This is a genomic window from Pantoea sp. Ap-870, assembly GCF_011752515.1.
GTDB lineage: Bacteria > Pseudomonadota > Gammaproteobacteria > Enterobacterales > Enterobacteriaceae > Pantoea > Pantoea dispersa.
This window is the reverse complement of record NZ_VWXG01000004.1, coordinates 345,991-363,632: the sequence shown is the minus strand read 5'-3', so window position 1 is coordinate 363,632 and position 17,642 is coordinate 345,991. Positions and strand designations below refer to the sequence as shown.

Sequence of the window (17,642 nt, the reverse complement as noted above, 5' to 3'; positions counted from 1 at the left end):
TCAGTTACTCTTTTTGGGGCTCGCAGACGAACCGTTTTTATCCTGCAACTGCGACGGCACCAGCACGGTGGTGACGCGCTTGCTCTGGCCCTGACTGTAGGCCTGCATTTTCTGCTCTTTCACCAGATAGGTGATGCGATCGCCTTTGATGTTGCTGTCCTGCTGCTCAATAAAGGCGTTGCCGGTCAGCTCGACGAAATCGTTGGCCAGCTCATAGTGCAGTTTGGCGGCGTGACCCTGCACCGGTTTGCCGTTGTCCTGCATCTGATAAAAGGTGGCCGGATTGCCGTAGGCATCGACGATGGTTTTGTTGCTGTCGCCGCCCGGACGGGTTACCACCACTTTATCGGCGGTAATTTTGATGGTGCCCTGGGTCACGATCACGTTACCGGTAAAGGTGGCGACGTTACCCTGCAAATCGAGCGCCTGGTTCACCGAGTCGATGTTAACCGGCTTGTCCGAATCGCCCGTTAACGCCAGCGCCGGCAGGCTGGTTGCCAGCAGCGCACTCACCAGCAGCAACTTAAGGCTATTTTTGTTCATTTTGAATTTCATAGGAGGTTTTGACCTTTTCAAGCAGCTCGGCATTCTTTGTCCGTAGGTTGCCGCGCATCTTCATGCCAGTGGAGTTAAAACTGCGGCCAAATAGGGTGACCTGATCGTCAGACGTCACATCCTGGCTGACCAGATTAACCTGAGCATTATCCGTGATGATGCGCTCAAGCTGGGAATCCTGCGTCAATGTGTGTACTTCAACGTGGCCATAAAGATACAGCATACGATCTTTCGTCAGCTTTGCCTTGTCAGCACGAACCGACCACGTGGGCACTTTGTTTTCGTCGTAAGTGGTCATCACCGGATTATCGAACCAGCTCACTTCTTCGGCCGAAAAGTAGGTCACTTTATCCGAGACCAGCTTATAGGCCAGCGCACCCGTCGGGTTATACACCACGGTGCTGGAGTTGGCGCTGGTATAGGTCGGCGCCTGATCGTTGGTCGCCACCGGCGTGGCGCTGTCGTCCTGGTTGGTAAGATTCCAGCCGATCAGCACCAGGGCGATCAGCGCCAGAATCAGCGTTATCCAACGCCTGCTTTTACTCATACTGATTGCCCTTTGGCATCCTCAAATTTGTTCTGCGCCAGCAAAATCAGGTCGCATAGCTCACGTACCGCACCGCGACCGCCAGCAATGCGCGTCACGTAATGCGCGCGCGGCAGTAACACCGGATGCGCATCGGCGACGGCCACGCTCAGACCCGCCTGTGCCATTACCGGCCAGTCGATCAGGTCGTCACCAATATACGCGACCTGGTCTGCCGATAGTGACAGTTTATCCAGGAGTTCGCGCCAGGCCAAAAGCTTATCCGACTGTCCCTGGTAAAGATGCGTAATGCCGAGCGTTTTACAGCGATCTTCCAGCAGTTTAGCGCGGCGGCCGGTAATAATAGCCACTTCGATGTCCGAGGTCAGCAGGCAGCGCACGCCGTAACCGTCGCGCACGTTAAAGGCCTTTAGCTCTTCACCGCTGTTGCCCATGTAAATCAGGCCGTCGGACATCACGCCGTCGACATCGCAAATCAGCAGGCGGATGTTGGCCGCCCGCGCCATCACGTCGGCGCTCACCGGGCCGTAGCAGGTGTCGACCATCGTGGTTTCAGCACTCATTGTTGTTTCCCGTTCAGACCACGCCAGCGCGCAGCATGTCATGCATATGTACCACACCGAGCAGGCGATCGTCATCGGCCACCAGCAGCGCAGTGATGTTTTTGTTTTGCATCAGATTAAGCGCGTCCACCGCCAGCAGGTTAGGGCGCACGCGAATCCCGCCGCGCGTCATCACATCCTGGATGCGGGCCGACTGGAAATCGATGCCCATATCGAAGATGCGGCGCAGGTCACCGTCCGTGAAAATCCCTTCGATTTTCATCAGGTCGTCGACAATCACCGTCAGGCCGAGGTTTTTGCGCGTGATTTCCAGCAGCGCGTCGCGCAGTGAGGCGTCACGGGTGACGTGGGGAATTTCATCGCCGCTGTGCATAATGTCGCTGACGTGCAGCAGCAGTTTGCGCCCCAGCGCGCCGCCCGGGTGCGACAGCGCGAAATCTTCCTGCGTGAAGCCGCGCGCTTCCAGCAGCGCCACCGCCAGCGCATCGCCCATCACCAGCGTGGCGGTGGTGCTGGAGGTCGGTGCCAGCCCGAGCGGACAGGCTTCCTGCGGTACTTTCACGCATAAATGCACATCGGCAGCCCGGCCCATGGCGCTCTCCGGACGGCTGGTCAGGCAAATCAGCTGCACTTTCTGCCGTTTGAGCACCGGGATCAGCGCGAGGATTTCGCCTGACTCGCCGCTGTTCGAGATGGCGATCACCACATCGTTGGTGCTGACCATGCCGAGATCGCCGTGGCTGGCTTCACCCGGGTGGACGAAGAACGCCGGCGTGCCGGTGCTGGCGAAGGTGGCGGCCATCTTCTTGCCGATATGGCCGGATTTGCCCATGCCCATCACCACCACTTTGCCACGGCAGGCAAAGATCATTTCGCAGGCGCGGCTGAAGTCGGCGTTAATATACTGATCGAGCTGTTCCAGCCCTTCGCGTTCAATGCGCAGTACCGCTTTACCTGCCTGCTGGAAGTCGAAATCCGGTTGCTGATGTGACATGGTCAGTCATCCTTAATAGCTTGCGATAAGCGTGGGGCTGAGCCACAGCCACAGCACCCACACGATAAATCCACCTAACAGCAGCGTGCCCGCTATGCGGCCGATGCGGCGCTTGCGCAGCAGGCACAGCAGGGCGAACAGCACGCTGACGCCCAGCATAATCCAGTAATCCCGCGCAAAGGCGTGCGCATCGATCGCGCCGGGATGCACCAGCGCCGGCAGGCCCAGCACAATCGCCAGATTGAAGATATTGGCGCCAATCAGGTTGCCGATGGCGATATCGTCTTCGCCTTTCAGCGCGCCGGCCAGCACCGTGGCCAGTTCCGGCAGGCTGGTACCGACAGCAATCAGCGTCAGTCCCATCACCAGTTCGCTAACGCCGAAGTAATCCGCAAACACCGTGGCGTTGTCGATCACCATGCGCGTCGACATCGGCAGAATAATCAGCGCCACCGCCAGCCAGAGAAACGCCACCGTATTGCCGCTTTCGTCACGCGGCAGCTCCGCCAGTTGTTCACGCGTCAGGGTGTCATTATTATCGCGCTCGGCCCGCCGGGCGATGCGGATCGCCACCAGCAGATAACCCAGCGCCAGCAGCAGCAGTGCTACGCCATCCAGCCGGCTGAGCTGGTTATCAAACAGCATGATGCCGCTGAGCAGTGAGACCAGCAGCAGCAGAGGGAGTTCGCGGCGAATCAGATTGGAGTGTACGGTTAAAGGGTGCAGCAGCGCAGCGCCACCAAGGATCAGCAGAATATTGGTGATGTTCGAGCCCAGCGCGGTACCCACGGCTAAATCCATCTGACCATGCTGCGCGGCAGAGAACGAGACGATCAGTTCCGGCAGTGAAGTGCCAATGCTCACCACCGTCATGCCAATGATCAACGGGGGAATGCCAAGGGATCGACACAGGATCGCGGCGCTGAACACCAGGCGGTCAGCTCCGTAAGCCAGTAAAATCAATCCGATAAACAGCAGGGCAGTGGCTACGAACATGAAAAATCCTTGATGGATAACGGTGCCGGCAAACCTTGTCCGACAGGTAAAAGCAGTGCGCGTGCGGAATCAGGCGCTGATTTTGACTGTCTGAGAGGCAAAAGTAAATTTTAAGGCCGTTTTCGCCACACCGGACGGGTAAGTTTCTGTAAAACTATCGTGCATTGTGGTTTACCAGGCTACCATCCACCACGTTAATTACGCCCGATCCGTTTAAAGAGGTAATGATGATCCAGCAGCAAACGAATCTGGTTGAGGTTCGTGGCGTCAGTTTTACGCGCGGCAATCGCACCATCTTCGACGACATTTCGCTGACCGTTCCAGCGGGCAAAGTCACGGCGATTATGGGCCCTTCCGGCATCGGTAAAACCACCCTGCTGCGCCTGATTGGCGGGCAGCTGCAGCCGGACAAAGGTGAGATCTGGTTTCGTGACCAGAACATTCCGACGCTGTCGCGCCGTAAGCTGTATGACGTGCGTAAAAAAATGAGCATGCTGTTCCAGTCCGGTGCGCTGTTCACCGACCTTAACGTCTATGAAAACGTTGCCTGGCCGCTGCGCGAACACACCCGGCTGCCAGCGGAATTGCTGCACAGCACGGTGATGATGAAGCTGGAAGCCGTGGGACTGCGCGGCGCAGCGCAACTGATGCCAGCCGAACTCTCTGGCGGCATGGCGCGCCGGGCGGCGCTGGCGCGGGCAATTGCGCTGGAGCCGGAGCTGATCATGTTCGACGAACCCTTTGTCGGCCAGGATCCCATCACCATGGGCGTGCTGGTCAAGCTGATCGATGAGCTCAACCATTCGCTGGGCGTCACCTGCATTGTGGTTTCACACGATGTGCCGGAAGTCTTGAGCATTGCCGACCATGCCTATATTGTTGCCGGGCAAAAGATTATTGCTCAGGGTAGTGCGCCGCAGCTGAGGGAGAATCCCGATCCGCGCGTGCGCCAGTTTATTGAGGGTCATGCGGATGGTCCAGTGCCGTTCCGCTTCGCTGCCGGGGATTACCTCAGCGATCTGACCCGCACAGGGAGAAGCTAAACTGATGTGGTTACAGGCACTGGCGTCATTTGGGCGTCAGGGAATTAACACCTGTGCGGCCTTTGGCCGGGCGGGCTTAATGCTCTTCCATGCGCTGGTGGGTAAACCGGCGTTTCGTAAGCATGCGCCGCTGCTGGTGAAGCAGCTGTACAGCGTGGGCGTGCTGTCATTGCTGATCATTGTGGTCTCCGGCCTGTTCATTGGCATGGTGCTGGGGCTGCAGGGCTATCTGGTACTCACCACTTACAGTGCGGAAACCAGCCTGGGTATGCTGGTGGCGCTGTCGCTGCTGCGCGAACTGGGGCCGGTAGTTACCGCGCTGCTGTTTGCCGGGCGCGCCGGTTCGGCCCTCACAGCGGAAATTGGCCTGATGAAAGCCACCGAGCAGCTCTCCAGCATGGAGATGATGGCGGTCGATCCGCTGCGCCGCGTAGTGTCGCCGCGCTTCTGGGCCGGCTTTATCAGTATGCCGCTGCTGGCGCTGATCTTTACTGCGGTGGGCATTGCCGGTGGCGCGCTGGTCGGGGTGGCCTGGAAAGGCATCGACCCGGGCTTTTTCTGGTCGGCGATGCAGAACGCGGTGGATTTTCGTACCGATGTGATCAACTGCCTGATCAAGAGCGCGGTGTTTGCCATTACGGTGACCTGGATCGCGCTGTTCAATGGGTATGACGCCATCCCGACTTCGGAAGGGATCAGTCGCGCGACGACGCGTACCGTAGTCCATGCTTCGCTGGCGGTGCTTGGACTGGATTTTGTGCTGACGGCACTGATGTTTGGGAATTAATGCAATGCAAAGCAAAAAAAACGAAATCTGGGTTGGCGTGTTTATGCTGGCTGCGCTGCTGGCGCTGCTGTTCCTCAGCCTGCGCGTCGCCGATCTTAAATCGCTGGGTACTGAGCCAACGTGGAAGCTGTACGCCACCTTCGATAATATCGGCGGCCTGAAAGTCAGCTCGCCGGTGAAAATTGGCGGCGTGGTGATTGGCCGCGTCACCGACATTTCACTGGATGACAAAACGCTGTCGCCGCGCGTCACCATGGACATCAGCGAACAGTATGCCAATAAAATTCCTGACACCAGCTCGCTGGCGATTCGCACCCAGGGTCTGCTGGGTGAGCAGTTCCTCGCGCTCAACTTAGGTTTTGACGATCCGGAGCTTGGCTCGGCGATGCTGAAAGATGGCGGCACGCTGCGGGATACCAAATCGGCGCTGGTGCTGGAAGACCTGATCGGCCAGTTCCTCTACAAGAGCGGCGACAACAAGGACAATGAGAAATCGTCGGGCGCCGCCAGCGCGAGCGCCCCGGCAGCACCTGCTACAACGGAATAACCCAGAGAGGTACAACACGATGTTAAAACGTTTCCTGATGGTGGCCCTGCTGGCCATCGCGCCGCTGGCGGCAAACGCAGCGGACGCCAACCAGAGCAATCCGTACAAGATGATGAACGAAGCGGCGGAGAAAACCTTTACCCGCCTGAAGAACGAACAGCCGAAGATTAAGCAGGATCCGAATTACCTGCGCGAAATCGTGCGCCAGGAGCTGCTGCCGTACGTGCAGATTAAATACGCGGGGGCGCTGGTACTGGGCCGTTACTACCGCGAAGCCACGCCGGCGCAGCGCGACGCCTACTTTGCCGCGTTCGGGGATTATCTGGCGCAGGCTTATGGTCAGGCGCTGGCGTTGTACCACGGCCAGACTTACCAGATTCAGCCTGAGCAGCCGATTGGCGATGCCAATATCGTGGCGATTCGCGTCACCATCATCGATCCCAACGGTCGTCCGCCGGTGCGCCTTGATTTCCAGTGGCGCAAGAACAGCCAGACCGGCAACTGGCAGGCTTATGACATGATTGCCGAAGGCATCAGCATGATCACCACCAAACAGAATGAGTGGAGCGATCTGCTGCGCACCAAAGGCATCGACGGCCTGACTGCGCAGCTGAAAACCTATGCCGCGCAGCCTATCACCCTGGACAAGCAGCAATAATGAGCGAACCGTTACGCTGGCAGCGCACTGCCAGCACGCTGGCCCTGAGCGGCAAACTGGACCGCGATACGCTGTTGGCGCTGTGGCAGGCGCGTGACAGCGCCATGGCCGGTATCACCACGATTGACGTGGCGGCGCTGGATCGGGTTGATTCTGCCGGGCTGGCGCTGCTGGTGCATCTGCGCGAAATCGCGCGGGCGCAGGGCACGACGCCGCTTTTCAGTGGTATCACCGATAAGCTCGACTCGTTAATCAAGCTGTACAACCTGCAGCAGATTATTGTTTCTGCGGAACAAATCGCCTGATTAACGGCGCTGCTGACAAAGCCCCTGATTTTTTCAGGGGCTTTTGCGTATTTAAGAGTCAGGCGCTTTCCTCTAAGATATCCGCCTTATTATTATCAAGTGAAGCAATGAGCGATGGAAAATAGTGAAGTTCAGGCCGTGCTAATGCAGGCGCTGCCGTTAGAAGAAGTACATGTTCTCAGCAACGATGGCAGCCATTTCCAGGTCATTGCCGTGGGCGAAATGTTTGGCGAGCTGAGCCGCGTAAAGAAACAGCAGGCTGTGTACGCGCCGCTGATGGAATACATTGCGGATAACCGTATTCATGCGGTGTCCATCAAGACTTATACCCCAGCCGAGTGGGCGCGCGACCGTAAACTCAACGGTTTCTAAGCGCCACTCTGGCTGTTTTGTTGATAGATAATTGAGAGCCGTGTTAATGGACAAATTTCGTGTGCAAGGCCCCACCCGTTTAAGCGGTGAAGTGACCATTTCCGGGGCGAAGAATGCTGCGCTGCCGATTCTGTTTGCTGCGCTGCTGGCTGAAGAGCCGGTAGAGATTCAGAACGTGCCGAAGCTGCGTGACATCGATACCACCATGAAGCTGCTGAGCCTGCTCGGTGCGCGCGTGGAACGCAATGGTTCGGTCCACGTTGATGCGCGCGAAGTTAATGTCTTCAGTGCGCCGTACGATCTGGTGAAAACCATGCGTGCCTCCATCTGGGCGCTGGGGCCGCTGGTGGCGCGTTTTGGCCAGGGCCAGGTTTCTCTGCCGGGCGGCTGTGCGATTGGTGCGCGTCCGGTCGATCTGCACATTACCGGCCTGGAGCAGCTGGGTGCCGAGATCAAACTGGAAGAGGGCTATGTTAAAGCCTCTGTGGATGGCCGCCTGAAGGGCGCGCACATTGTGATGGATAAGGTCAGCGTGGGCGCGACCGTGACCATCATGAGCGCCGCAACGCTGGCGACGGGCACCACCATCATTGAAAACGCGGCGCGTGAACCGGAGATTGTCGACACGGCAAACTTCCTTAACACGCTGGGCGCGAAAATCAGCGGCGCCGGCACCGACAAAATCACCATCGAGGGCGTTGAGCGCCTCGGCGGCGGCGTCTATCGCGTGCTGCCGGACCGAATCGAAACCGGCACCTTCCTCGTGGCCGGCGCTATCTCGCGCGGCAAAGTGGTGTGCCGCAATGCGCAGCCAGACACGCTGGACGCCGTGCTGGCGAAACTGCGTGACGCGGGTGCGGAGATTGAAGTCGGCGAAGACTGGGTGAGCCTGGATATGCACGGCAAGCGTCCGAAAGCGGTTAACATCCGTACCGCACCGCACCCGGGTTTCCCGACCGATATGCAGGCGCAGTTTACGCTGCTCAACCTGGTGGCTGAAGGCACCGGCGTGATTACCGAGACCATCTTCGAAAACCGCTTCATGCACATCCCGGAGCTGATTCGTATGGGTGCGCACGCCGAAATCGAAAGCAACACCGCTATCTGTCACGGTGTTGAAACCTTGTCCGGCGCGCAGGTGATGGCGACCGATCTGCGTGCGTCAGCCAGTCTGGTACTGGCAGGCTGCATTGCAGAAGGTGCGACGCTGGTGGATCGTATCTACCACATCGATCGTGGCTACGAGCACATTGAAGACAAGCTGAAAGCGTTAGGCGCCAACATTGAGCGCGTCAGCGGCGAGTAATCCTTTGTCCTGATTGCCAGGCATGAAAACCAGTCACGACAGCGTGGCTGGTTTTTTTTTGCTTTATCCGCGTGAGACGATCTTTTTCAGATCCTGGGGCGATCGAATGCGTTTTTTACGATCCAGTAGACGCTGCGTGACCGGATCAAAATAGCGGCTGGGCCAGATCTCGGAAGGATGGACCTTCAGCGCCGTGGCGATCAGCCATTCACCTTTAGGCCAGGGGCGTGACAGCGCGTTGGCCAGCGTCGATGAACTGAGGCCAGATTGACGTGACAGGGCGGCCAGTGACGTACCGCGCTTGCGCAGGGCCGCAATGATATCTGCCGGATGCCAGTCTTCTCTCCTTGCATGCATAACTCTCTTCTCCGTGTCCGTGTTAGTGCTCCATCTCTGCAGCGCTGTGGCTCTCCTGCGCAGAGATAACTGGAAAAATCCGGATTTTTATAGCAAATAATTTCCATATGTTTCCAGTAATTGTTTTGCCTGTGCACGAAACTGCGCAGTTTTTCGCAAAAATGCTGCAAGGGAATGTAATCAGACGGGCAGAGCAGGGGAGAGAAATAAAAACGGGGCCGGACGGCCCCGTAGCAGGTCAGAAATCGCGCTGCACCGACATATGCGCCAGCGCTTCCAGTGCGCTGCGCCACGGCGTTTCTGGCAGTGCCTGTAGCGCCGCGATGGCTTTATCCGCCTCTTCTTCGGCGCGTTTGCGCGTCCATTCCAGCGAACCGGTTTGTTGCATTGCCGCCAGCACCGGCTCCAGCAGATGACGGCCATTACCTTCTTCGATCGCCTTGCGGATCATCTGCGCCTGCTCGGGCGTGCCGTTGTGCATGGCGTGCAGTAGCGGCAGCGTCGGCTTACCTTCGCTCAGATCGTCACCGGTATTTTTGCCCAGCGTCTCGCCGTCGGCGCTGTAATCCAGCAGATCGTCGATCAGCTGAAACGCCGTACCGAGATAGCGGCCATAATCCTGCAGCGCTTTCTCCTGCGCTGGCGTGGCCTCCGCGAGGATCGCCGAAGCCTGCGAAGCGGCTTCAAACAGGCGGGCGGTTTTGCTGTAGATCACCCGCATGTAGCTCTCTTCGGTGATATCCGGATCGTTGCAGTTCATCAGCTGCAGCACTTCCCCTTCGGCGATCACGTTCACCGCTTCGGACATCAGTGCAAGGATCTTCAGCGATCCCATGCTGGTCATCATCTGGAAGGCGCGGGTATAGATAAAATCCCCGACCAGCACGCTCGCCGCATTGCCGAACGCGGCGTTAGCGGTGGCTTTGCCACGGCGCATATCGGATTCATCCACCACATCATCGTGCAGCAGCGTCGCCGTGTGGATAAATTCGATCAGCGCCGCATTGGTCACATGCAGCGATCCCTGATAATTCAGCGCGCGTGCTGACAGCACCGCGATCATCGGACGGATGCGTTTGCCTCCCCCGCTGATGATGTAATAGCCCAACTGGTTAATCAGTGAGACATCTGAATTCAGCTGGTCGAGGATGGTCTGGTTGACGGCCGCCATGTCCTGCGCGGTTAATTCGTTAATCTGTTCTAAGTTCATTCGTCTGTTCAGCTTTGACTCGTTTTCTGCATGGTAAGCGCTTTTACCCAGCGTGAGTTCAGGTAATCTGTTACTGATTGTACTTGAAAAATCGGGTTGAGAAACGTTTGCATTCGTCCTGCGCTTTTTTTCTGCAAGAGAGTGCAAAGTGCACTTGTCTTCTGCTGGAGTTTTGCGTAGAATTCGCGCCCTATTGTGAATATTTATCGCGCCGCCTGATGAACAGAAAGGCATGCGCAGAAGCGGAGTTTTATATGTACGCGGTTTTCCAAAGTGGTGGTAAACAACACCGAGTAAGCGAAGGTCAGACCGTTCGCCTGGAAAAGCTGGACATCGCAACCGGTGAAACCATCGAGTTCGACCAGGTTCTGATGATTGCAAATGGCGAAGACGTGAAAATCGGCGCGCCACTGGTTTCAGGCGGTGTGATCAAGGCAGAAGTTGTTGCTCACGGTCGTGGCGAGAAAATTAAAATCGTTAAGTTTCGTCGTCGTAAACACTACCGTAAGCAAGCTGGTCACCGTCAGTGGTTCACTGATGTGAAAATCACTGTGATCAGCGCGTAAGAGGAGATCTGACAAATGGCACATAAAAAGGCTGGTGGCTCGACTCGTAACGGTCGCGACTCCAATGCAAAACGTCTGGGTGTTAAGCGTTTCGGTGGTGAATCTGTTCTGGCAGGTAGCATCATCGTTCGTCAGCGTGGTACCAAATTCCACGCCGGTAACAACGTAGGTTGTGGTCGTGACCACACTCTGTTTGCTACCGCAGACGGCAAAGTTAAATTCGAAGTTAAAGGTCCTAACAACCGTAAATACATCAGCATCGTTGCTGAGTAAGGTTGTTGTGCCGCAGACGATTAACGTCTGAACACACGAATGGAAGGCCCCGCAGCTTTGCGGGGCTTTTTACATTCTGCCGCAGGTTACGGCAATCACGCTGACCTTGCGCCTCAGTTTGCTGTACACTTTATGTACACATGGCTTTGCCAATCCTGTTTTATCCGCCGCCGGTCAGCGCAGAAGACCCTGGCGGACCCGTTTGTCGCCCGCAGCGTGGCGCAAACGACAGTGTGACGGAGATAAAAAATGAAGTTTGTTGATGAAGCGACGATCCTGGTGGTCGCGGGTGATGGTGGCAACGGTTGCGTCAGCTTCCGCCGCGAGAAGTACATTCCCAAAGGGGGACCGGACGGCGGTGACGGCGGTGACGGCGGTGATGTTTACCTGCTGGCGGATGAAAACCTCAATACCCTGATCGATTATCGTTTCGAAAAATCTTTCCGCGCCGAACGCGGCCAGAATGGCCAGAGCCGTGACTGTACCGGTAAACGCGGTAAAGACATCATTGTTAAAGTGCCGGTGGGTACGCGCGTGATCGATCAGGGCACGGGCGAAACGCTGGGCGACATGACGCGCCATGAGCAGAAGCTGATGGTGGCGAAGGGTGGCTGGCACGGTCTGGGCAACACCCGCTTCAAATCGTCCGTGAACCGTACGCCGCGTCAGAAAACCATGGGCACGCCGGGCGAGAAGCGCGACCTGCAGCTGGAACTGATGTTGCTGGCAGACGTGGGTATGCTGGGTCTGCCAAACGCCGGTAAATCGACCTTTATCCGCGCAGTATCAGCGGCGAAGCCAAAAGTGGCGGATTATCCGTTCACTACCTTAGTGCCAAGCCTCGGCGTGGTACGTATGGACAGCGAAAAGAGCTTCGTGGTCGCCGACATTCCCGGCCTGATTGAAGGCGCAGCGGAAGGCGCGGGCCTCGGCATTCGCTTCCTCAAGCATCTGGAGCGCTGCCGCGTGCTGCTGCACCTCATCGACATCGCGCCAATCGACGAATCCGATCCGGTAGAGAACGCCCGCATCATTCTCGGCGAGCTGGAGAAATACAGCGACAAGCTGTACCAGAAGCCGCGCTGGCTGGTGTTCAATAAAACCGACCTGCTGAGCCGTGAAGAGGCGGAAAGCCGCGCTAAAGCGATTGCCGAAGCGCTGGGCTGGGATGAGAAATACTATCTGATCTCCGCCGCCAGCCGTGACGGTGTCAATGAGCTGTGCTGGGATGTGATGAGCTTTATCATCGCGAATCCAAAAGAAGCGGAAGAAGAAGCGAAGCAGCCAGAGAAAGTGGCCTTCATGTGGGATGATTACCACCGTGAAGCGCTGGAAAATGCTCAGGAAGTGGAAGAAGACGAAGACTGGGATGACGACTGGGATGAAGACGACGACGAAGGCGTCGAGATCATTTATCAGCGTTGATGTCAGCGAAAAAAGCGGCCAGATGGCCGCTTTTTTTATTGCTGTTTAGCGCAGAGCACCAGCCCGTACAATCATTCCTTCTCCCCGCGGGAGAGAGCACCAGGCCGCACCATCATTCCCTCTCCCCGTGGGAGAGGGCAGGGTGAGGGCATCAGGCCGCAGCGGAACCAAACCTACCCCAGCACCGCCACCGTCAGCCGCGAACTGCAACACAGCTGATCGCGACTATTGCGTATCTCAATCTGCCAGCTCTGATTGCGCGCCCCCAGATGCAGCGGACGACAAACACCGCGCACCTCGCCGCTGCTCACCGCCCGATGATGGCTGGCGCTCACCTCAATGCCCACCACGCTTTTACCTTCTTCCACGCTCAGGTAACCGGCAATGGACCCCATCGACTCCGCCAGCACCACCGACGCGCCGCCGTGCAGCAGGCCAAACGGCTGCTGCGTGCGGTTGTCTACCGGCATGGTGGCCTCCAGATAATCGTCACCGATCGCGGTAAACACGATGCCCAGATGCGCCACCAGCGAGTTATCGCCCAGCTGATTCAGCGTGGCGAGATCCACCGTACGTTTCCAGATTGCCATGCCTCAGGCTCCCAGCGTTGCGCCACCGTCTACCACAATATCCTGCAGCACCACGTGGCTGGCAAGATCCGAGGCCAGGAACAGGATATTGTTCACGATCTCCTGCGGCTGGGCGATCTTACGCAGCGGGATCCCCAGTTTGTACTGATCCGGGAAACCGTTGATCATCTCCTGCTCGGCTTCCGGCGTATGCCACAGGCTGCGCTGCATATCGGTATCGGTTGATCCCGGTGAGACAATATTGCAGCGCACGCCATACGGTGCCATCTCCAGCCCAACCGTCTGGCACAGGCTGCGTAGCGCTGCTTTGGAGGCGCCATAGGCTGACATGCCGAGGCGCGGGGCGTGCGCGGCGTTAGAGGCGATGGTGACAATCGCGCCAGCGCGCTGCTGGCGGAAGACCGGTAGCGTCTGCTGGAACAGGTTAAACGCGCCGCCGGCGTTGACGGCGAGGCACGCCTGCCAGTCGGCGAAAGACAGCGCATCGGTGCTGCCGATGCGCAGAATGCCCGCGCCGTTCACCAGGATATCCAGCCGCGGCTGGCTGGCCAGCAGTGACTGACAGCAATCGCGCACCGCAGCACTGTCGGCGACATCCAGCTGGCAGGTGGCAAACGGATAGTCATCCTGGCCAAAGTGCAAATCAAAACCGGTCACCTGCGCACCGGCCTGATGGAACGCCAGCGCGGTGTGATAGCCGATGCCTTTACCGGCACCGGTCACCCAGACAATTTTTCCGCTGAAATCAAAACAGGCGCTCATTGGGCTGGCACCCGTGACAGCAGCGCCCACCAGCCATCTATGCTGGGGTTTTTCGCCAGACTGATGAAGTCGATATCGCTGTGCACCTGACGCCAGCGCGCCGCCAGCGCCATCACGCGCACCGAATCCAGCCCATAATCGATCAGGTTTTCATCATCTTCCGGCACGTCATCATCTTCCAGCAGCGGCAGAATCAGCGCGCGCAGCGCGTCCTTGCTCTGTGGCAGCGGCATCAGGTCGGCGGTCATCACCACTTTGCCACTGCGGCCTGCGGTGTAGGTCAGCGCCATCATATGCTCGTCGCGCGAGAAGTCGGCCAGCGCATCGGCCACCATAAACGGCTGGATGTTACGCATGAAGGCGTCGGTGGCGGTGGTCAGGCAGCCGATGTGGGCATACACGCCAGTAATGATCAGCTGATCGCGGCCCATCTCCTGCAGGATAGATTCCAGCGGCGAGCGCACAAACGCGCTGTAGCGCCATTTAGTCAGCACCTGATCGTCCTGATCCGGCGCCAGCGCGTCGACGATCTTCTGCTGATCCGGATGTTTGTTCAGCCCCGGTCCCCACATATCATTCAGCAGCGCGCGATCCTCATCGCTTTGCTGGTTGGGCTGGGCGGTATAGAACACCGGAATGCCCTGCGCTTTGCAGTAAGCGCGCAGGCGGGCAATGTTCTCCACCACCTGATTCACCAGCGGGCTGTCTTCGCCCCAGAAGTTGAGGAAATAGGCCTGCATATCGTGAATCAGCAGCGCCGCGCGCTGCGGCTCCAGCGCCCATTGTACTTTGTTAGCCGGCAGCTCAGTGGCGGCGGGCAGCGCATAAGACGTCAGTTTTGGAATAGCCATTACAATCTCCGGAAAAAATCAGGCTTGCGTCTGCTCAGCAAGCTGTTGGCGTAAACGTTTTTTATCCACTTTGCCTACCGGGGTAAGCGGCAGGTCGTCGACGCAGGTAATGCGGTCGGGAAGTTTGAATTCGGCAATGCCCAGCTCGCGCAGATGGCGGCGCAGCGCGACCGGTTTTACCGGCTGGCGCGCCACAATGAAGGCACAGCTCTTTTCACCCATCAGCTCGTCATGCATGGACACCAGCGCGGCGTGGATTACATCCGGATGGCGCAGCAGCAAGTTTTCGATCTCTTCTGCGGCGATCTTCTCGCCGCCGCGGTTGATCTGATCCTTTTCGCGTCCCTGTACGGTGATGTAACCCTGAGCGTTGATCTCAATCAGATCGCCTGAGCAGTAAAAACCGTCAGCGTCGAAGCTGGCGGCATTGTGCTCCGGGCTGTTGTAGTAGCCCCGGAAGGTGTAAGGGCCGCGCGTCATCAGGCGACCGACCTGGCCTGGCGGCAGCGGATTGCCGTTCTCGTCGGCCACCCACACTTCGTCATCGTCCGAAATCGGGCGCCCCTGGGTAGTCAGAATGGTTTGCTCGTCATCGCCGAAGCGCGTGTAGTTAACCAGTCCTTCCGCCATGCCAAACACCTGCTGCAGCTGGCAGCCGATTTCACGCTGAATGCGTGCGGCCAGCGTTTCGCCCAGTTTGGCCCCGCCCACCTGAATGCGCTGCAGCGAGGCCAGCGCTGAATTGCCGCCCCACTCCTGAATCGCCTGCAACCACAGGCTGACCGCCGGCGGCACCAGTCCGGTATCGGTCACCTGGTGCTGCTCAATCAGCGGGAAGCAGAGCGTGGCGCTGGGATCCGCGGCGAGAATCACCTGGCCGCCGGCATAGAACACCCCGAGCGAACCGGGGGAACTCATGGCGAAGTTATGCGGCGCGGGCAGGGCGATCAGATAGCGCGTGTCGGCATTGATGTGGCAAATCTCGTCGCTGGCGCGGATGCTGTAGTAATAGTCGTTGTGGGTGCGCGGAATCAGCTTCGGCGTCCCGGTGCTGCCGCCGGAGAGCTGGAAAAACGCCACTTCATCGGCGGCAGTCGGTGTCGCGACAAAATCGCCAGCCGCTTCATCCTGCAGCGACGCCAGCGTATTTTCCGCCTGCGCGTCGTTACGCAGGATCACCTGCTGCAGCGTGGGCTGCGCCTCGCACAGCGTGGCGATGAAGTCGTCGCTGGCAAACAGCGCGTGCTGGCGATCGGCGATCAGCAGTTTCGGTGCAATCTGCTGCGCATAGGCCAGCAGTTCAGTGCGCTGATGGCTGAACAGCGCGTACACCGGGACCACGCCCAGCTTAAACAGGGCAAACAGCGTAACGTAAAAGTCCGCCACGTTGCCGAGCTGCACCAGCGCCGTGTCACCGCGCTGTAAACCGCGCCGCTGCAGCGCCGCCGCCAGATTATCACTGCGTTGCGCCAGCTGGCGGTAGCTGAGCTGCAAAGGGCCGTCGATCACGGCGATAGCGTCGTTTTCGCGATGGCGGTCGATGATGTCGGTCAGCGGCACGTCGATCCAGTAGCCTTTCTCGCGATAGCGCGCGGCCAGATGTGCCGGCCAGCGGCTGAAGGGAATGCTCATGCTTGTTCCTTTATTGCAGTCCAAAAGCGCGCAACATGGTGTCCAGCTTCACACCCGTTTCACGCCATTCTGATTCCGGTTGTGAGTCGGCGACGATGCCAGCGCCGGCAAACAGCCGCACGCGCGTGCCGTTTACCGTCCCGCAGCGAATGGTCACCACCCATTCGCCGTTGCCTTCGCTGTCGCACCAGCCGACGATGCCGCCAAACAGCTGGCGATCAAAGGGTTCGAGCTGCTGAATCAGCTGCTGCGCGCGGGCGTGCGGGAAGCCGCTCAGGGCCGGGGTTGGGTGCAGCAGCGCCGCCAGCGACAGCGCGTTTTCGCGCTCATCCTGCACTTCGCCATCGATTTGCGTCGCCAGATGCCACAGCGTGGCGGTGGTGATCAGCGACGGCACGGTAGGCACCGACAGCAGGCGGCTACGCGGCTGCAGCGTGCTGCGCATCGCGTCGGTCACCAGCTGATGTTCGTGGCGGTCTTTGGCTGACGCCATCAGGGTGTTACCTGCCGCGCGATCGGCGCTGACGTCGTCATGATGGCGGCGCGCCGAGCCGGCCAGCGGGCAGGAGGAGAAATCGCGCCCCTGTTTGCGCAGCATCAGTTCCGGGCTGGCGCCCACCAGCGCGCCGCCTTCCGCCAGCGGCAGATGGAAATGGTAGCTATTGGGATTTTGCGCGATCACGCGCTGCATCAGCGCGGCGGTATCCACCGGCTGCTCCGTGACGATATCCATCAGGCGCGACAGCACCACTTTGTCCGGATCGCCGCGCTGGATGGTGGCAACGGCGTCGGCCACCATGCGGGTAAACACCGCGTGGTCTGGCACTGCCGTCCGCCGCCGCACTGCCGGCAGATCGCTCTGCTGCGCCGTCAGCGCCTGTTGCAGGTCGGCGCGATTAAAGCTCTGCCAGGATTCGGGTATGAACAGCGACGCTGGCTGGCTGACGTCAAACGGAATCGCGCCCACCAGCAGCGGATTGGCGATCCCCTGCTTTTTCGCCGCGGCAAAGTGCTGGCGCAGCTGCTGTTGAAAGTCGCCCTGCAGCAGCGCGGCATCGCCCACCGGCGTGTTGATCGTGGTATAGCATCCCTGGGTGGCCAGGCTGCGCCATGGCGAGGTGAAAAGGAAACCGCGGCACAGCGCGGAAAAATCCTTCAGCCAGGCATTTTCAAACGTAGAGCTTTCCACCATAATTTTCACCTATAAATGATAAGATTATTAAGAATGATTATCATTTTTATTATGGCTCTGTAACCTACGTCGAAAGGGGCAAAGAGTCAATCCATTCGCGGGATTTACCGT

Annotated in this window: 22 protein-coding genes; 10 read left to right on the top strand and 12 right to left on the bottom strand. The window is 58.5% G+C overall.

The features are described from left to right. From lptA to F3J41_RS12880, 5 genes are read right to left on the bottom strand one after another with little or no spacing between them, the layout of a single operon-like run. Entirely contained in the window at positions 1-555 is a 555-nt protein-coding gene (gene lptA, locus F3J41_RS12900; protein ID WP_031279739.1) for a lipopolysaccharide ABC transporter substrate-binding protein LptA, read from the bottom strand. Continuing rightward, positions 530-1,102, bottom strand: a complete 573-nt coding sequence (lptC, locus tag F3J41_RS12895; RefSeq protein ID WP_021507740.1) for an LPS export ABC transporter periplasmic protein LptC — start codon at positions 1,100-1,102, stop codon at positions 530-532. Before lptC ends, lptA begins: the two co-directional genes overlap by 26 nt. Continuing rightward, entirely contained in the window at positions 1,099-1,665 is a 567-nt protein-coding gene (gene kdsC / locus F3J41_RS12890) for a 3-deoxy-manno-octulosonate-8-phosphatase KdsC (RefSeq protein ID WP_021507739.1), read from the bottom strand. Before kdsC ends, lptC begins: the two co-directional genes overlap by 4 nt. A gap of 13 nt (positions 1,666-1,678) precedes the next feature. Beyond that, entirely contained in the window at positions 1,679-2,659 is a 981-nt protein-coding gene (kdsD, locus tag F3J41_RS12885; RefSeq protein ID WP_021507738.1) for an arabinose-5-phosphate isomerase KdsD, read from the bottom strand. Positions 2,660-2,671: 12 nt separating this feature from the next. Next, positions 2,672-3,655 carry a calcium/sodium antiporter gene (locus F3J41_RS12880; protein ID WP_021507737.1) on the bottom strand — a complete coding sequence of 328 codons (984 nt, stop codon included), beginning with the start codon at positions 3,653-3,655 and terminating at the stop codon, positions 2,672-2,674. A 227-nt stretch (positions 3,656-3,882) separates the two neighbouring features. Here F3J41_RS12880 and mlaF point away from each other — a divergent pair, with 227 nt between their 5' ends. The 7 genes from mlaF (at position 3,883) to murA (ending at position 8,673) form a co-directional block, all read left to right on the top strand. Then, the gene (gene mlaF / locus F3J41_RS12875; protein ID WP_021507736.1) at positions 3,883-4,698 is read left to right on the top strand and encodes a phospholipid ABC transporter ATP-binding protein MlaF; all 816 of its coding nucleotides are present in this window, start codon (positions 3,883-3,885) and stop codon (positions 4,696-4,698) included. A gap of 4 nt (positions 4,699-4,702) precedes the next feature. Continuing rightward, positions 4,703-5,485, top strand: a complete 783-nt coding sequence (gene mlaE / locus F3J41_RS12870) for a lipid asymmetry maintenance ABC transporter permease subunit MlaE (RefSeq protein WP_021507735.1) — start codon at positions 4,703-4,705, stop codon at positions 5,483-5,485. Between the two features lie 4 nt (positions 5,486-5,489). Next, positions 5,490-6,032, top strand: a complete 543-nt coding sequence (gene mlaD / locus F3J41_RS12865; RefSeq protein WP_021507734.1) for an outer membrane lipid asymmetry maintenance protein MlaD — start codon at positions 5,490-5,492, stop codon at positions 6,030-6,032. A gap of 19 nt (positions 6,033-6,051) precedes the next feature. Next, positions 6,052-6,690: a phospholipid-binding protein MlaC gene (gene mlaC, locus F3J41_RS12860; protein ID WP_021507733.1), complete on the top strand. Its 639-nt coding sequence runs from the start codon at positions 6,052-6,054 to the stop codon at positions 6,688-6,690. Further along, entirely contained in the window at positions 6,690-6,995 is a 306-nt protein-coding gene (gene mlaB, locus F3J41_RS12855) for a lipid asymmetry maintenance protein MlaB (protein ID WP_021507732.1), read from the top strand. The genes mlaC and mlaB overlap by 1 nt, the downstream gene beginning before the upstream one ends. Positions 6,996-7,109: 114 nt before the next feature. Then, on the top strand, positions 7,110-7,367 hold the full coding sequence (ibaG, locus tag F3J41_RS12850) for a BolA family iron metabolism protein IbaG (protein ID WP_007886637.1): 258 nt from the start codon (positions 7,110-7,112) through the stop codon (positions 7,365-7,367). A gap of 46 nt (positions 7,368-7,413) precedes the next feature. Further along, positions 7,414-8,673, top strand: a complete 1,260-nt coding sequence (murA, locus tag F3J41_RS12845; protein ID WP_021507731.1) for a UDP-N-acetylglucosamine 1-carboxyvinyltransferase — start codon at positions 7,414-7,416, stop codon at positions 8,671-8,673. Positions 8,674-8,736: 63 nt separating this feature from the next. On the opposite strand, the gene F3J41_RS12840 is transcribed toward murA, so the two are convergent. Continuing rightward, positions 8,737-9,030, bottom strand: a complete 294-nt coding sequence (locus tag F3J41_RS12840) for a helix-turn-helix transcriptional regulator (RefSeq protein ID WP_021507730.1) — start codon at positions 9,028-9,030, stop codon at positions 8,737-8,739. A 238-nt stretch (positions 9,031-9,268) separates the two neighbouring features. Then, positions 9,269-10,240 carry an octaprenyl diphosphate synthase gene (ispB, locus tag F3J41_RS12835; RefSeq protein ID WP_021507729.1) on the bottom strand — a complete coding sequence of 324 codons (972 nt, stop codon included), beginning with the start codon at positions 10,238-10,240 and terminating at the stop codon, positions 9,269-9,271. Positions 10,241-10,494: 254 nt separating this feature from the next. Here ispB and rplU point away from each other — a divergent pair, with 254 nt between their 5' ends. From rplU to cgtA, 3 genes are all read left to right on the top strand, one after another. Next, a complete protein-coding gene (gene rplU / locus F3J41_RS12830; protein ID WP_021507728.1) occupies positions 10,495-10,806 on the top strand; it encodes a 50S ribosomal protein L21 in 312 nt (103 codons plus the stop codon). A gap of 15 nt (positions 10,807-10,821) precedes the next feature. Beyond that, positions 10,822-11,079 carry a 50S ribosomal protein L27 gene (gene rpmA, locus F3J41_RS12825; RefSeq protein WP_006121751.1) on the top strand — a complete coding sequence of 86 codons (258 nt, stop codon included), beginning with the start codon at positions 10,822-10,824 and terminating at the stop codon, positions 11,077-11,079. A gap of 249 nt (positions 11,080-11,328) precedes the next feature. Next, on the top strand, positions 11,329-12,504 hold the full coding sequence (cgtA, locus tag F3J41_RS12820) for an Obg family GTPase CgtA (RefSeq protein ID WP_058759590.1): 1,176 nt from the start codon (positions 11,329-11,331) through the stop codon (positions 12,502-12,504). A gap of 173 nt (positions 12,505-12,677) precedes the next feature. On the opposite strand, the gene F3J41_RS12815 is transcribed toward cgtA, so the two are convergent. From F3J41_RS12815 to F3J41_RS12795, 5 genes are read right to left on the bottom strand one after another with little or no spacing between them, the layout of a single operon-like run. Then, entirely contained in the window at positions 12,678-13,094 is a 417-nt protein-coding gene (locus F3J41_RS12815) for a hotdog fold thioesterase (protein ID WP_058774892.1), read from the bottom strand. A gap of 3 nt (positions 13,095-13,097) precedes the next feature. Next, positions 13,098-13,856, bottom strand: a complete 759-nt coding sequence (gene dhbA, locus F3J41_RS12810) for a 2,3-dihydro-2,3-dihydroxybenzoate dehydrogenase (RefSeq protein ID WP_058759589.1) — start codon at positions 13,854-13,856, stop codon at positions 13,098-13,100. Further along, positions 13,853-14,707 carry an isochorismatase family protein gene (locus F3J41_RS12805; protein WP_021507724.1) on the bottom strand — a complete coding sequence of 285 codons (855 nt, stop codon included), beginning with the start codon at positions 14,705-14,707 and terminating at the stop codon, positions 13,853-13,855. The genes dhbA and F3J41_RS12805 overlap by 4 nt, the downstream gene beginning before the upstream one ends. An 18-nt stretch (positions 14,708-14,725) precedes the next feature. Next, the gene (locus tag F3J41_RS12800) at positions 14,726-16,339 is read right to left on the bottom strand and encodes a (2,3-dihydroxybenzoyl)adenylate synthase (protein ID WP_166711380.1); all 1,614 of its coding nucleotides are present in this window, start codon (positions 16,337-16,339) and stop codon (positions 14,726-14,728) included. Between the two features lie 10 nt (positions 16,340-16,349). Next, the gene (locus tag F3J41_RS12795; protein ID WP_371815474.1) at positions 16,350-17,528 is read right to left on the bottom strand and encodes an isochorismate synthase; all 1,179 of its coding nucleotides are present in this window, start codon (positions 17,526-17,528) and stop codon (positions 16,350-16,352) included. Between the last annotated feature and the right edge of the window lie 114 nt (positions 17,529-17,642).